The sequence below is a fragment of the Jeotgalibaca arthritidis genome, from assembly GCF_011100465.1.
GTDB classification, from domain to species: Bacteria; Bacillota; Bacilli; order Lactobacillales; family Aerococcaceae; genus Jeotgalibaca; species Jeotgalibaca arthritidis.
In genome coordinates this window covers 171,216-187,000 of record NZ_CP049740.1, presented here as the reverse complement: position 1 = coordinate 187,000, position 15,785 = coordinate 171,216, and the positions used below count along the sequence as shown (strand labels likewise).

The window sequence follows — 15,785 nt, the reverse complement described above, 5'->3', positions numbered from 1 at the left end:
ACTTAGGAGGAATTAAAATGGCAGAACAAAAAACATATTATACAGAGGAACATGAATGGGTAACACTGATTGACGAAAACGTTGCACGAGTAGGTATTACAGACCATGCACAAAGCCAATTAGGTGATATTGTCTTTATTGATTTTATTGCTGAACTAGGCGATATTGCAGCAGGCGATGACATTGTAACGGTTGAATCTGTTAAGTCAGTATCAGATGTTTATGCACCTGTATCGGGAGAAATTACAAAACAAAATGATGTTTTAAATGACAGCCCAGAAACAGTTAATGATTCTGCTATGGAAGATGGATGGATGATTGAAATTGTCTTATCTGACCTTAGTGAACTTGATAAATTAATGGATTTAGAAGCTTACCAAACATTTGTGGAGGAGGAATAAGTAATGACTGATCAGTTCTTCCGTTATTTACCTGATACAGAAGAAGATATTAAGGACATGCTTGAAACGATTGGTGTCGAAACCATTGACGGTTTATTTGCAGATATTCCGCAAGACATTCGAATGACTGAAGAGCTTGCTATTCCACAGCCCCTATCTGAAGGAGAGCTATTGCGTCATATGCAACAGCTAGCAGCAAAGAATACAAGTTCAAATGAAATGCCTATTTTCCTAGGAGCAGGAAGCTATGACCACATGATTCCATCTGTTGTTGATGCGGTTATCTCACGGTCAGAATTCTATACGGCTTATACGCCTTATCAGGCTGAGGCGAGTCAAGGTGAATTACAAGCTATTTTTGAATTCCAAACGATGATTAGTGAATTAACAGGAATGGCAGTAACGAACTCGTCATTATACGATGGCTTTGCTTCTCTAGGAGAAGCAGTTGGCTTAGCACAAGCGGCAACTAAGAAAAAACGCATTCTAATTTCGCAGGCTGTTCATCCTCAAGCACGTGAAGTGATTGAAACTGCTTCACCGGGTAGAGGAACTGACATGATTACGATTCCCCTTTTAAAAGATAATACAGACTTAGAAGCTTTGAAAAAAGAATTGAATGATGACACTGCTGCTGTAGTCATTCAATATCCTAACTTCTTTGGAACAATTGAAGATTTGGCAGCTGTGAAAGACTTATTAGCTGATAGTAAAGCACGCTTTATTGTACTAGCTAACCCATTAGCACTTGCTTTATTAGAAGCACCGGGACATTTAGGAGCTGACATTGTTGTTGGAGATACGCAACCATTTGGCTTGTCAATGTCTTATGGCGGTCCACATTGTGGTTACTTCTCTGTAAACAAGGCAGATGTTCGCCGTGTTCCCGGTAGAATGGTCGGCGAAACAGTCGATTCAGAAGGTAAGCGTGGCTTTGTATTAACTTTACAAAGTCGTGAACAGCATATTCGTCGTGAAAAAGCGACCTCATATATGTCCTCAAATCAAGCATTGAATGCACTAGCATCAGCAGTTTTCATGTCTTCTTTAGGCAAGCAAGGCATTCAAGACATGGCACAACTTAATGTAAATAAAGCAGGCTACTTAGCTGATCAATTGAAAGAAAAGGGCTTTTCAATTATGAATGATGGTCCATTCTTCAATGAATTTGTTGTGGAATTACCATTTTCAGCTGACCATGCCAATGCTAAGTTATTAGAAATGGGTATTATTGGTGGTTATTCATTGGCGAATGATTACAAGAAACCTAACCATCTTTTAGTTTGTGCAACAGAGAAGCGAACAAAAGCTGAATTAGATCAATTTGTTGCTATTTTAGGAGGGTTACGTCATGAATAAACAACCATTAATTTTTGAATTAAGTCGTTCAGGCCGAGTTGGCTATAGTTTACCTCAGTCAGATGTAGCTGAAAAAAAATTAGCAGACCATCTGCCAGCCCACTTAGTTCGTAAAGAGGCCGCTCGCTTGCCTGAAGTGAGTGAACTACAGTTAATGCGCCATTACACGCAGCTTTCTCATCAAAACTTTGGTGTTGAAAATGGTTTTTACCCATTAGGCTCTTGTACGATGAAATACAATCCTAAAATAAATGAAGTAACAGCACGCTTAGATGGTTTTGCAAACATCCATCCATTGCAACCTGCTAGTACGGTTCAAGGTGCCTTGCAATTGATGCATGAGCTACAAGAAGACTTAAAAGTTGTCACTGGCATGGATGCTGTTTCGCTTCAACCTGCTGCTGGTGCTCATGGTGAGTGGACAGGACTGATGATGGTTCGTGCCTATCATGAAAAAAATGGTCAGAGTCAACGAACGAAAGTCATTGTACCCGATAGTGCTCATGGAACTAACCCATCGAGCGCAAATATCGCTGGTTACGATGTGATTAGTATTCCAACTAATGACAAGGGACTTGTTGATACAGTTGCTTTGAGAGAAAAGGTTGGCGATGACACAGCGGCATTAATGTTAACCAATCCAAATACGCTAGGCCTATTCGAAAAAGACATTGTTGAAATTGCAGCGATTGTCCATGAAGCAGGCGGATTAGTTTATTACGATGGTGCCAACTTAAATGCGATCATGTCTAAAACGTCACCTGGTTTAATGGGATTCGATATTGTGCATTTAAACTTGCATAAAACCTTCTCAACGCCTCACGGTGGTGGTGGACCTGGTGCTGGCCCTGTGGGTGTTAAAAAACACATTATCCCATTTTTGCCCGTTCCTAGAATTGAGAAAAAGGAAAAGACCTACGAACTTGTTACTGACTTTCCAGATACCATTGGTCGCGTAAAAGCTTATTATGGTAACTTTGGTGTTCTTGTTCGTGCCTATACTTATATTCGTACAATGGGACCAGTAGGATTGAGAAAAGCATCAGAAAGTGCAGTTCTCCATGCCAACTATTTAGCTGCTCGCTTGAAAGATACCTATCACTTGCCATATGATTATATTTGCAAGCATGAGTTTGTATTATCAGGAACGCTTCAGAAGAAATTAGGTGTTCGAACAGCTGATATTGCTAAACGTTTGCTTGACTATAATTTCTATGCGCCAACTGTATATTTCCCATTAATCGTTGAAGAAGCGATGATGATCGAACCAACGGATACAGAATCGAAAGAAACATTAGACGAATTTGTTGAAACAATGCTTGCGATTGCGGAAGAAGTCCGTCAAACGCCTGAATTAGTTCAAGAAGCACCTCATACTCAACCAGTCACTAGACTAGATGAAACGCGTGCAGCCCGTCAAATTAAAGTAAATTACTTTGCCGAGTAATTAATTTAAGAAGAAAGAATTGATCACAAACTGGTCAATTCTTTCTTCTTTTTTAACATTATTCACTTACCAAATGCTAGTCAGTTCAGGAAATATCAACTATAATAACACTATGAAAAGAAAGAAAGGAGCGTGTTTATGGCTAGAGAAAAGAAACATATTCCTGGTGTTATTAGTGACCTCCGTAAAGACATTGTAGAAGTTCCCGAGGTTATAACAAAATGTAGTGGTATTAATATAAATGGACGAAAATTAAAGTCCTTTTTATTTACAACGGATATTGCCATTATCTGTAACACAGATGCAGATGCGGTTTTAGCCGTTTATTCGTTTACACCACATCCTGGTATTATTCAAGCCATTACATCAGTGGCAGCCATGCCTGTAATTGCTGGAGTTGGCGGTGGCAAAACAAATGGTGCACGTTCAGCTAATATCAGTTTATTTGCTGAATCGTTAGGTGCAACAGCTGTCGTTGTAAACGGACCAACACCTGTAGAAACGATTCGTATGATTAATAATATGGTTGATGTTCCCGTTATTGCAACGGTTGTGTCGGACTATACTGATATTCAAGAAAAAATTGATGCTGGAGCTGATATTTTAAATGTGAGTGGTGGGGCGAATACGGTTGAAATTGTGAAGAACATTCGCAAGGACTATCCAACAATCCCAATTATTGCAACAGGTGGTCGAACAGACGAACAAATTTTAGCAACCATTGAAGCAGGTGCAAATGCAATTTCTTACACACCTCCTTCAGTAGCGGATATGTTTAAGAAAAAGATGGAAGAATACCGCGAAGTTGAAAAAGAAAAATTCGAAGAAGAAGCATAATACAGGATGACACACTGGCTGGAAGTTTTTACTTCTAGCCCGTTTTTTTATTATCTAATTGACAGTTGGGTGTATGGTGCATATAATACAGTTAACAAGAGATGTGTATTAAGTGGTTGATACATAGAAAGAAAGGTGGGGAAGAAATGGAATTCGATAGGCGAAGCCCCGTTTATGAGCAGGTTATTCAGTATTTCAAAGAACAGATTGCAGCTGGAAACTTTGCAGCTGGTAGTGAAATTCCATCGAGAAGAGAGCTAGCTGCCCAATTTAAAATAAACCCTAACACCGCTCAGAGAGCTTATAAGGAAATGGAGGAACAGGGATTGATTTATACAGAAGGTAACTCACCAAGTAGAATAACAGAAGATAATACGGCGATTGGTAAACTACGAATTGAGTTGATTGATTCTGCTTTAAATGAGTTTCTGTCAGTAGCTAAACAGCTCGGTCTATCTTCTGAAGAAATTTCTGTACTCATTCATGACCGTTATGAGGAGGTTACTAAGCATGATTGAAATACGTGATGTTTACAAGCGTTTTGGACGAAAAAAAGTATTAGATGGTGTGTCATTTACAATTAAACCTAATGAAGTCACTTGTATTACAGGGATTAATGGGACCGGTAAAACCACATTAATGAATAGTATTATGAGGTTAATGCCGATTGATAAGGGACACATCATGCTTGATAACCAACCTATCACCAACAATGATTTTGAAAAGGTTGCTTATATTGCGGATAGCTTAACAGTCCCAATATCAATGACCATTAAAGAAGCCATGGAATTTATGAGTATTTACTATGAGCGTTGGAATCAAAAGAAAGCAAATGAATTACTCACATTCTTCAGATTAAATCCTGAGGACCAATTAAAAAATCTATCCAAAGGTAACCAAGCCAAGGCGAATTTCTTACTAGGACTTGCTCAAGATGCTGATTACTACTTAATGGACGAACCTTTTTCAGGTGTCGATGTGTTTGCTCGCGAACAAATTCTAGATGTCTTTACTAGCCAGTTTGTCGATGGTAAGGGTGTTTTAATTGCGACCCATCACATTGATGAAATTGAAGTCTTAGTTGATCGCATTGTGATGCTTCAAGCGGGGAAAATTGAACGTGATTTTTATGCAGAGGACATGCGTGAAAACGAAGGAAAAGCAATTATTGATGTCATGAGGGAGGTTTATCAAGGATGAATAAGACTATAAATTTACTCATTCATGAATTAGACCGCGTTAAATATGGCTTTATAGCGTTAATTATTGCCATTTTTGGCTTACAAATCGGTCAAGTATTTTTAACATATTTCCATTTTAAAACTAATTTGACGTATTTTAAAAGAGAATCGCAAGGGAATATTGTGGACTACGTTAGAGACTATGGCCCAATTAGTATGATTAATAACATAAGTGAGAGCAGTATATTTTATTTTTCCATTATGTTGGCAATTGTTTGTCTGCTAGGCTACTGTGTTGTCATCTGGTACCGAGACTGGTTTGGAAAAAACAACTTCTTTTACCGCCTACTTAGTTTACCAGGTAACCGTATCAGTATTTACCTATCTAAGTTAGCAACTATTCTAGTGATGTTAGTCATCTTATTGGCTTTGCAACTTATTTTTGTTTATTTAGAACAGGGTTTGTTAAGCTTGCTGATCCCAAAAGAGGTGTTTCAAACTAACTCAGTATGGCAGATTATTCAATCCCATCAATTGTTAAGAATAATCTTACCGAATTATGTTCTTGATCTTATTCTTCATTATGCGGTTGGCATAGGGTCATTATCCGTACTGTTCCTTATTATTTTAGTGGAGAGAAGTTACAAATGGGTGGGCTTATTATGCAGTGCAGCGACAATCATTCTTGCCTGTTCAGCTGTTATCTATATTAGTTATGTAGAACTACAGTTTAACCTTTTTCCAATTGAGTGGCTTTTATTAATCATTGTCTTATCAGTAGGCATTAGTATTGGAGCTATTTTTGTTGGACGTTATTTACTGGAAAAGAAAATATCAGTTTAGGAGGAGAATAGGATGAACCAAAAGAAATGGATTACTTTGCTTGTCGTATTATGTTCACTCATTACCATAACAATATTCTATATTTCTTCCAAAGAAGTAGATAATCTAGGACACGTTCAGTTTACGACCCTCGAAGGTGATGCTAGTCGAGTAGACCATATGGTTTTAAAGGCGGATCTTGTTTCGTATACAGCAAATCAGAGGAAGCCAATCATTATTAAAAAAGATACAGTGGCATTAGATGAACATAATCAAATGAAAAGTAGTTATTTTAACTATGAAGATTCAATCGCTCAGTACATAGAATCTTATCCGTCTTTTATGAGAGGAAAAACACTTTATTTAGGAAATTTTGCTGAAAATGACACAAGCATTTATTATGTCGAAGATTTTTATAGTAGTCGTCGTTATGAAGCGATAACCGAGTTATCAATTGATATTGAAGAGTTAGACAAGGAAAGTGGCGAAATCACTGTTAAAGAATTTAATGTTCAATTTGAGAAAGCTGTTCAAAATGTTGTGTTTTATGGTATTTATGAGTGGCAAGGCTATTTGCTCTTAGATGTTTTACTAACTGATCCAGAAGGTTATAATGATCATAATAATTATTATGTCTATGATACAAAAGCAGCTAAGGTGATTGATCAGTTTAATACGGGAGATATTAGCGATTGGGGAAGTTCACAGTTATTTTTAGTAGATGAAAAAAAGGGTGATTTTGTTCTTGAAACAAGAAGCTACAATGAAGAAACTGATACGTTAGAAGAAAATCACCTATATTCCTACAATATAGTTAGTCAAAGCTTTAAGGAGCTATTTTTTGACAATGAAGCCATTTTAAATAATGAAGAGACTATTAGACATGGACAAGATGGTAAACTATACTATTTTGTAAGAGATAGAAAAACCATTGTAGTTCATGTTTATGATATTGCGACAGAATCATTTATATTGAAGAAAGAAGTTGAGATTGATCCAGAAGTTTTTACTGAATGGGCCTATATAGATGTTCAGAAAAATTCTAATGATGGGTCTATCCTCTTATATGAGCCAACGATTCAATGGGATGTTGAAATGGATGATAAAATAGGGATGATGATTTTGAATCCCGAAACGCTGGAGTTGGAATTTAGTGGTTATTTAGAGTGTCAATACGATGATGACCGGCAATTTCTAAGTGTGAAATCTCTTAAACTTTAAAAGGGGAGTTAGCCACTATGAATATTAAACAGATTCACCATGTTGCGATTATCGCATCTGATTATCAAGTTTCAAAACACTTTTATACAGAAATACTTGGGTTGCCTGTTATTAGAGAAACCTATCGAAAAGAAAGAGACTCTTATATGTTAGATTTGCAGCTAGGTAATAGCCAAATTGAATTATTCTCTTTTCCAAATCCGCCACAACGTCCGACTAGTCCAGAAGCAACCGGATTAAGACATTTGTGCTTTCAAGTAGAGGATTTTGATGCGGCCATTAAGCATTTAGAGAGTCATGGTATTTCGTGCGAAGCAATTCGGATTGATGAAAAGGATAATAAACGCTTTACTTTTTTCAGAGATCCCGATCAATTACCTTTAGAACTACATGAATAATGATTTAAATGGAGTCAGGAAGCTAAATGCTTCCTGATTTTTTATAGACTAGGGGATTATAAGTTCAGCCATCAATGTCTAGCTCCCAAGTCCTGGCCTACTGAAAAAAAGATAAATTTGCCCCATTGCGCGCTTCGCTGCTCGCTAACGCATATCATTCGACTAACCCGCTGAAGCGTGAAGTCTCCTGACAATTTAGGGTCAAATTTCCTATTTTTTCATAGGCCAAGGCGGACTTGTCCGCTTTTCTTATTTAGAGTGAATAGGACGATAAAAATTTGATTCTAGTCACTCTTCACCTTTAATGACTTACCTTTTTATTAGAAGTTTATCAATTTCTAGCATACGCTATTCTATCGAAGTGAAAACATTGGTAAGATAGTGATGAATAATAAGAGCGATTACAGGATGAAGGGATTGACAGTGATGAGTCAATTAACAATAGCGATTATTGGTGCGTCTTTTGCAGGCATATCCAGTGCCTTAACCTTAAAAAGACTAAATCCATCTGCAAAGGTCATACTTATTGACAGAGAAGACCAATTGGGATTTATTCCGAGTAGTATTAATATGGTTTTAAAAGGAAGAATAAAACAGATTAATGACAAAATGATGGTGAATAAAGAAAGTTTAGTTGTTAATGGCATTGAATTATTATTAGGACATGAAGTGGTTGATATTGATACGGAAAATCGACAATTAGCGGTTCATTATCAAGAAAAGACAGAGACGATTCATTTTAATAAATTAATTCTAGCGATGGGAGCGAGACAAACATCCGAGCGGATAATTGGTGCCAACCACCCTCGTGTTTTAACGACTAAGTCATGGGCTGCAAGTCTAGACAGCCAAGCTAAGTTAGAAGAGTCTAAACATATTTTAATTGTGGGCGGTGGACAAGTAGGGCTAGAAGCAGCGGATGCCTATCATTCGGCTGGAAAAAAGCTGACCATAGTTGAAGCGTTTGAGAGCTTGGCATTTAAATATTATGATCCAGAAATGGTAGAGGAATTGGAAAAACGGATAATTAATCGTGGTATTACGATTTATAAAAATCAACAAGTCGAAGCGATTAAGGAAGAGAAGGGTAGCTTGATTACCTTCACAACTCAACAACAAGCACTTCGATCAGATCATGTTGTTCTAGCCAATAATTTTCGGCCGAACAGCCAACTAATAGAAGAAAAACTTGAAACACATCTCGATCGCACAATCGTTGTTGATGATTACTTGCAAACTAGTGCGGACCACATTTATGCAGTAGGCGATTTAATTCGTGTGCCATATGCAGGAACAAATAGGGATTACTATCTTCCTTTTGTTAATAATGCCATTATGACTGGTCGATTAGCAGCTATGAATGCGTTAGGCATGAATGAGAAAATGACGGATGTTGTTCGTATTGTTGGTTCACAGCTGTTTGGTTTGTTTATGGCAAGCGTGGGGTTGACGGAGGAAGAAGCCAAGCTTTACCACAATATTAGAACAAGCATTTATCAACAAGAAGATATCAACCAAGTTCCAGTTACCATTAAATTGATTGTAAAAAAAGAAAGTGGGCAGTTGCTAGGGGCACAGCTCTATTCAGAAACTGACATCTTGCCTTTAGCTGATACCATTGCAATTGCAATAAAGGCAGCTATGACTGATCGTGATTTAGCTTTTCAAGATTGCCTGTATTATTCTATGGTGTCTGTGATTAATCCAGTTTTGTATGCAGCAGCTTTTTCATGTTATGAAAAACGAGTGAAAGAGGTGAATGAGGATGCAGCTAGAGGATCTATTTGAAAAGAGAGAAAAGAGCCAGTTGATGCTTATTTCAACGCTCATGAATCAACCTATTGAGGCAGAATTAAAGGACGTGTTGGCTAAAACGTCACTATCACGTTCGACATTACTGAAATATATTGACGATTTAAATGAATTAGCACAAACTAATCAGTTTGAACTGTCGATTCAGTTTGAAAATGACCGTCTCATGCTTCAGATGGGTGACCATGTTACTAAAGAAGACCTCATCCAGCTCTTATTACCTTTTTCAATCAAAAATAAAATTCTAACCTATCTCTATCAGTACGAAGAAGTTACCGTTCAAAAATTGGCTCAAGCCTTATTAGTGAGTGAAGCAACACTGCACCGTCAGCTGTCGACTCTCAATAGCTTGTTAGAGGAGTTTGGGCTTAGTATCAAAAATGGCCGTTTAAAAGGCGAAGAGCATCAGATTCGTTATTTCTTTTACCAACTTTTTTGGCTAACGATACCTAAAAAAGAATTATCACACCGTTTTCGGTTAACGCAATTTACAGAGATTATGGATGCGCTGCAACAATTTTGGGCGAGTGAAATATCTAAAACAAACCAGTTTAAGCTAGGCCTATGGTTTTCAATTACCAAAAAGCGGATAGGTATTCGAAAGAAAAATTTTAAACACTTAAAGCAGTTAATGACGGTCTATTTACCCCATCGATTTTACCAACAAGTACGCCAACAAATGTTGCGCTATTTAAGCCGATATGCTCTAGAAATTGAAGAAGAAGAGGCCATGTGTCAATTTATATTTGTGACGTCTATGTCTATTTTGCCTCCTCATGTTATGGAGCGCAAACTCGGCTATGGCGGACCAGTGAGCGATGCAACAACGACAGGATTAAGAGTCGTCCGTACGATTATTTCTTCAGAAGAAAACTTAAGTGAACAGGGAATGTATACCCTTAATCAAGTGCTAGGTCAATTGTATTTTTTTAAAGGCGCTTTACTTGATCGCGCTTATCGAACCAATCAAGATTTATCCATTGTTGCGAGCAGTATGTATCTAGAGTACGCCGATTTAGCTGAGAAGATTATTCAGTCAGTTGTAGAAGACCTTTATCAAAAAAAGATACAAGCTTTAGGCGACTTATACATCAAAATAAAATGGCGGTTGATTGAAGTCTTATCATTTGTTATTTATCAAACTCCTCGCAGTTTGATGATTGGAGTTGATTTGACGGGGTCTGAAACGAAGCGATTACCTGTACTATCAGTGCTCCGTCAGACTCTCGAAGTTAATCGCTTAGTTTTGATTGAACCATTTGAAAGAAAAAGGAAATTTGATCTTGTTATTTCGAATGTCTACGATCAAAGCTATCATTTTCCCTATTACTTTTTAAAGGGAGCGCCTAATTCATTTGATATTCAACGACTAGAAGCGCTCATTGATCGCTATTTATCTGATAAAAATAAGTAAGAAAAGCGGACAAGTCCGCCTTGGCCTATGAAAAAATAGGAAATTTGACCCTGAATGAGCAGCGAAGCGCGCAATGGGGCAAATTTATCTTTTTTTCAGTAGGCCAGGACTTGGGAGCTAGACATTGATGGCTGAACTTATAATCCCCTAGTCTATAAAAAATAACCAGTTTCTCACTGTTAGAAACTGGTTTTAGCGTTGATACAGTAAAGCTTTCATGAAAGTGCTCTCATTTTTTTTAAAAAATTTAAAAAAAACGATAGTTACACCAAGCAGATAAACGGTAAACTGTCTATACAAATGAAAGCATTATCATCCATAAAATTAAACAGGGGGTCTTTCAATGGAAAAGTATATTTTATCCATCGACCAAGGAACAACAAGCTCAAGAGCGATTATTTTCAATAAGAAAGGAGAGAAAGTTAGTAGCTACCAAAAGGAATTTACACAGATTTTCCCAAAAGCTGGTTGGGTAGAGCACAATGCCAATGAGATTTGGACATCTGTTCAATCTGTTATTGCAGGGGCATTTATTGAAAGCGGTATTAAACCGACACAAATTGCCGGTATTGGGATTACAAACCAACGTGAAACAACCGTGATTTGGGATAAGAAGACAGGTCTACCGATTTATAATGCCATTGTATGGCAATCTCGTCAAACAGCTGATATCGCTGACCAGTTAAAAAATGCTGGCTATTCTAAAATGATTCATGAGAAAACAGGTCTTGTCATTGATGCTTACTTCTCAGCAACAAAAATTCGTTGGATTCTAGATAATGTTGAAGGAGCACAAGAACGTGCTGAAAAAGGCGAATTGCTATTCGGAACCATCGATACATGGTTAGTATGGAAATTAACGAATGGTGCTAAACACGTAACTGATTATTCAAATGCTGCAAGAACAATGTTATACAACATTAAGGAATTGAAATGGGACGAAGAAATTTTAGAATTATTAAACATCCCAACGCAACTATTACCTGAAGTAAAATCAAACTCAGAAATATACGGAACAACCATACCATTCCACTTTTACGGTGGCGAAGTACCAATTGGTGGTATGGCTGGTGACCAACAAGCAGCCTTGTTTGGACAATTAGCATTTGAACCAGGTATGGTAAAAAATACTTATGGAACAGGTTCATTTATCATTATGAATACTGGCGACAAAGTACAAATGTCTAAAAATAATTTACTTACAACGATTGGTTATGGAATCAATGGCAAAATTTACTATGCGCTTGAAGGGTCGATCTTTATTGCGGGTAGCTCAATCCAATGGTTACGTGATGGTCTGAAGATGATTGAAGACTCAGCAGAATCAGAAGCACTTGCTCGTCAATCAACTAATAATGATGAAGTTTATGTTGTACCAGCCTTTACTGGTTTAGGCGCGCCTTACTGGGATTCAAATGCACGAGGGTCCGTATTTGGTGTGACGCGAGGAACGAATAGAGAAGATTTTGTTAAGGCAACTCTTCAATCAATTGCTTACCAAGTACGTGATGTTATCGATACAATGCAAGACGATACAGACATCAAAATTCCAGTATTAAAAGTTGATGGTGGAGCAGCGATGAACAACTACCTAATGCAATTCCAATCAGACATTATCGGAATTGAAATTGCTCGTGCTAAAAATTTAGAAACAACAGCCCTAGGAGCAGCGTTTCTAGCAGGTTTAGCAGTAGGATTCTGGGAAGATTTAGAAGAAATCAAAAAACTAAACGAAGCTGGCGAAACATTTACACCATCGATGAATAATGCGCGTAAAGAACAACTTTACCGTGGATGGAAAAAAGCTGTTCACGCAACCCGTGTGTTTTCACAAGATGAAGAACTAGAGTCTGAATAAGGAGAGATTAAATGATGAGATTTTCAAAAGAAACACGTCAAAGGGCAATTGAAAAGTTGCAAGATCGTACACTTGACCTACTAGTCATTGGTGGGGGAATCACTGGTGCAGGTGTTGCTTTGCAATCTGCAGCAAGTGGATTGGAAACAGGTCTAATTGAGATGCAGGACTTTGCAGAAGGAACAAGTAGCCGTTCAACTAAATTAGTTCACGGTGGTATCCGCTATTTGAAACAATTTGATGTTGAGGTTGTTTCAGATACTGTAAAAGAAAGAGCAGTCGTTCAACAAATTGCACCGCATATTCCTAAAGCAGACCGTATGCTATTACCAGTTTATGATGAGCCAGGCTCAACATTCAGCCAATTCCGCTTGAAAGTTGCAATGGACTTGTATGATTTGTTAGCTGGTGTAACAGGCACACCATTAGCAAATAAAGAACTAACAAAAGAAGAAGTTCTAGAACGTGCTCCTCAGTTAAAACAAGAAGGCTTGTTAGGTGGGGGGGAATACCTAGACTATCGTAACAACGATGCACGCTTAGTGATTGAAAATATTAAACGTGCTAACCAAGATGGTGCATTAGTTGCTAGCCGTGTGAAAGCTGTTGGCTACTTGAAAGATGAAAAAGGCAAAGTAATTGGTGTAAAAGCTGAGGACGTTCTCACAGGAAATCATTTCGAGATTAAAGCTCGTATCGTGATCAATACAACAGGACCTTGGAGTGATGTTGTTCGTAACCTAGATAACGATGAACAACAAATCCAACAAATGCGCCCAACTAAAGGTGTTCACCTTGTGATTGATAACAGCAAAATTAAAGTACCTAATGCAACATATTTTGATACTGGTTTAGGCGACGGCCGTATGGTATTTGTTATTCCACGCGAAAACAAAACTTACTTCGGTACAACGGATACAGATTACAGGGGTGACTTGAAACACCCAATTGTAACCCAAGAAGACGTGGACTACCTATTAGGAATCGTTAATAACCGCTTCCCAGATGTTAATATTACACTAGATGATATAGAAAGCAGCTGGGCAGGCCTAAGACCACTTATTTCAGGAAATAATGCGTCTGATTACAATGGTGGTGATAATGGTTCAATCTCAGAAGAAAGTTTCGATAACTTGATTTCAACAGTTAGCCGTTATTTAAACAAAGAAGCGAGTCGTGATGATGTAACAGAATCAATTCTTGCAATAGAAAGCAATACATCAGAGAAAAATCCATCATCTATTTCTCGCGGAAGCTCGCTTGATATTGATGACAACGGCTTAGTAACGTTAGCAGGTGGTAAAATAACTGACTACCGTAAAATGGCAGAAGGTGCTATGCGTAAAATCATTGAGATATTAGCAGAGCAACACAGCCGTCACTACAGACTCATTAATTCAAAAACATACCCAGTTTCAGGCGGCGAATTAAACCCAGCTAACGTTGAATCCGAATTAGAAACATTCGCACAACTTGGTGTGAAACGTGGCTTAGATATTGCAGATGCACGTTACATTGCCAATGTGTTTGGTTCAAACGCACCTCGTGTCTTTAATTTAGCAAACGAACTTGAGGCTGTTGAAGGCTTAACACTACGTGATACACTTGTTCTTCACTATGCAATGCGTGAAGAAATGGTATTAACACCAGTTGACTACTTCTTAAGAAGAACAAATCACTTGCTATTCATGCGCGAAACAATGGATGATTTAATCCAACCGATTGCAAATGAAATGGCGAAATACCTAGGCTGGAGCGAAGAAGAACAAGCAGCACATCTTGCTGAATTGGACCGTGTTTTGGCTGAAAGTGATTTAAGAGAATTAAAAGCAGCAAACTAATAAATTAGCTTAAAAAAATAAAAAAGATGAGGATCAGCCTCTTAAATAGGGGCTGAGACTTCCATCTCATAAGGAGAAAAAGAATATGGGAGTAGAATTTTTAGGAGAATTCCTAGGGACTTTAGTTTTAGTATTACTTGGAAACGGTATCGTAGCAGGTAATTTACTAAGCAAAACAAAGAGTAATGGAGCGGGTTGGCTGTCTATTACAATTGGATGGGGTATCGCAGTAACAATTGGTGCATTCGTATCAGGTTACATGAGTCCAGCTCATTTAAACCCTGCAGTAACAATCGCTTTTGCTATTAATGGATCATTAGCATGGGGATCAGTTTTACCTTACATCGTAGCTCAAATGCTTGGAGCATTCGCTGGTGCAGTGCTTGTTTGGCTACAATACAAATCTCACTATGACATTACTGAAGATCAAGGTGCTATTTTAGGAACGTTCTCTACTGGAGCAGAAATTTACAACCCAATTAGCAACGTTATCAGTGAAGCAATTGGAACATTTGTATTAATGTTTGGTATTTTATCATTCTCTAACTACGATACATTCCCATGGGCAGGTAACTTGATTACTGGTGTTTTAATTATCGGAATTGGGTTATCATTAGGTGGTACGACAGGTTATGCGATTAACCCTGCTCGTGACCTAGGCCCTCGTATCGCTCACGCATTACTACCAATCCCTAACAAAGGTGATTCAGACTGGAAATATGCTTGGATTCCAGTTGTTGGACCGATCCTAGGAGCTATTCTAGCTGTTCTTGTTTACGGTATTATTTAATTAAAGTAAAAAATCCAGTCCATGCTGCTATACGGCAGTAGGTCTGGATTTTTTTAATGGTCTTTTCGCTTGTCTTCAACTGGTAGATTCATATTTAAATAGCCACGTTCACTCTTTAAAATAAATGTTCCTTGACTCTCTTTATAATCAATCACATTGTCAGTATCTAAATAGACAAGAGCCCATTTTTGAGCAATGATATCACCTATATTTGTTTCGACAATCGCATCATAAATCGTATCCAAATCATCATGACTTCTTAATGCGAAAATCCCTGAACTTGGGCATCCGCAATCCGAATCGGTATAGTAAAATAAACTCAATGATTGGGTCATGTCACGTTTCTTTAAAGCTTCAATAGCGGTGTCTGTAAATGTTAGTTTCATTACTTAAAACCCCTTTCC

General features: G+C 37.8%; 15 protein-coding genes. 14 read left to right on the top strand and 1 reads right to left on the bottom strand.

Annotation, left to right across the window (positions count from 1 at the left end; translation table 11 throughout):
* Positions 1-17: 17 nt before the first annotated feature.
* The 14 genes from gcvH to G7057_RS00875 all read left to right on the top strand — a co-directional run bounded on the left by gcvH (position 18) and on the right by G7057_RS00875 (position 15,381).
* On the top strand, positions 18-401 hold the full coding sequence (gene gcvH / locus G7057_RS00940; RefSeq protein ID WP_166160615.1) for a glycine cleavage system protein GcvH: 384 nt from the start codon (positions 18-20) through the stop codon (positions 399-401).
* Positions 402-404: 3 nt separating this feature from the next.
* Entirely contained in the window at positions 405-1,760 is a 1,356-nt protein-coding gene (gcvPA, locus tag G7057_RS00935) for an aminomethyl-transferring glycine dehydrogenase subunit GcvPA (RefSeq protein ID WP_166160614.1), read from the top strand.
* A complete protein-coding gene (gcvPB, locus tag G7057_RS00930) occupies positions 1,753-3,207 on the top strand; it encodes an aminomethyl-transferring glycine dehydrogenase subunit GcvPB (protein ID WP_166160613.1) in 1,455 nt (484 codons plus the stop codon). Before gcvPA ends, gcvPB begins: the two co-directional genes overlap by 8 nt.
* 138 nt (positions 3,208-3,345) lie before the next feature.
* Positions 3,346-4,044 carry a beta/alpha barrel domain-containing protein gene (locus tag G7057_RS00925; RefSeq protein ID WP_076765473.1) on the top strand — a complete coding sequence of 233 codons (699 nt, stop codon included), beginning with the start codon at positions 3,346-3,348 and terminating at the stop codon, positions 4,042-4,044.
* A gap of 146 nt (positions 4,045-4,190) precedes the next feature.
* Positions 4,191-4,562 (top strand): GntR family transcriptional regulator, encoded by a 372-nt coding sequence (locus G7057_RS00920; RefSeq protein WP_227004613.1) that lies wholly within the window; start codon positions 4,191-4,193, stop codon positions 4,560-4,562.
* Complete coding sequence (locus G7057_RS00915) at positions 4,555-5,244, top strand: ABC transporter ATP-binding protein (protein WP_166160611.1); 690 nt, start codon at positions 4,555-4,557, stop codon at positions 5,242-5,244. Before G7057_RS00920 ends, G7057_RS00915 begins: the two co-directional genes overlap by 8 nt.
* Positions 5,241-6,068, top strand: a complete 828-nt coding sequence (locus G7057_RS00910; RefSeq protein WP_166160610.1) for a hypothetical protein — start codon at positions 5,241-5,243, stop codon at positions 6,066-6,068. The genes G7057_RS00915 and G7057_RS00910 overlap by 4 nt, the downstream gene beginning before the upstream one ends.
* A 12-nt stretch (positions 6,069-6,080) precedes the next feature.
* Positions 6,081-7,268 (top strand): hypothetical protein, encoded by a 1,188-nt coding sequence (locus G7057_RS00905; protein WP_166160609.1) that lies wholly within the window; start codon positions 6,081-6,083, stop codon positions 7,266-7,268.
* Between the two features lie 17 nt (positions 7,269-7,285).
* Entirely contained in the window at positions 7,286-7,666 is a 381-nt protein-coding gene (gene gloA2, locus G7057_RS00900; RefSeq protein WP_166160608.1) for an SMU1112c/YaeR family gloxylase I-like metalloprotein, read from the top strand.
* Positions 7,667-8,074: 408 nt separating this feature from the next.
* Positions 8,075-9,454, top strand: a complete 1,380-nt coding sequence (locus G7057_RS00895) for an FAD-dependent oxidoreductase (RefSeq protein WP_166160607.1) — start codon at positions 8,075-8,077, stop codon at positions 9,452-9,454.
* A complete protein-coding gene (locus G7057_RS00890; RefSeq protein ID WP_166160606.1) occupies positions 9,432-10,892 on the top strand; it encodes a helix-turn-helix domain-containing protein in 1,461 nt (486 codons plus the stop codon). Before G7057_RS00895 ends, G7057_RS00890 begins: the two co-directional genes overlap by 23 nt.
* 343 nt (positions 10,893-11,235) lie before the next feature.
* On the top strand, positions 11,236-12,750 hold the full coding sequence (gene glpK / locus G7057_RS00885) for a glycerol kinase GlpK (RefSeq protein WP_166160605.1): 1,515 nt from the start codon (positions 11,236-11,238) through the stop codon (positions 12,748-12,750).
* A 14-nt stretch (positions 12,751-12,764) separates the two neighbouring features.
* Positions 12,765-14,591, top strand: a complete 1,827-nt coding sequence (gene glpO, locus G7057_RS00880; RefSeq protein WP_166163981.1) for a type 1 glycerol-3-phosphate oxidase — start codon at positions 12,765-12,767, stop codon at positions 14,589-14,591.
* 85 nt (positions 14,592-14,676) lie between these two features.
* On the top strand, positions 14,677-15,381 hold the full coding sequence (locus G7057_RS00875; protein ID WP_166160604.1) for an MIP/aquaporin family protein: 705 nt from the start codon (positions 14,677-14,679) through the stop codon (positions 15,379-15,381).
* A gap of 53 nt (positions 15,382-15,434) precedes the next feature.
* On the opposite strand, the gene G7057_RS00870 is transcribed toward G7057_RS00875, so the two are convergent.
* Positions 15,435-15,767, bottom strand: a complete 333-nt coding sequence (locus G7057_RS00870) for an iron-sulfur cluster biosynthesis family protein (RefSeq protein WP_166160603.1) — start codon at positions 15,765-15,767, stop codon at positions 15,435-15,437.
* Positions 15,768-15,785 lie beyond the last annotated feature (18 nt).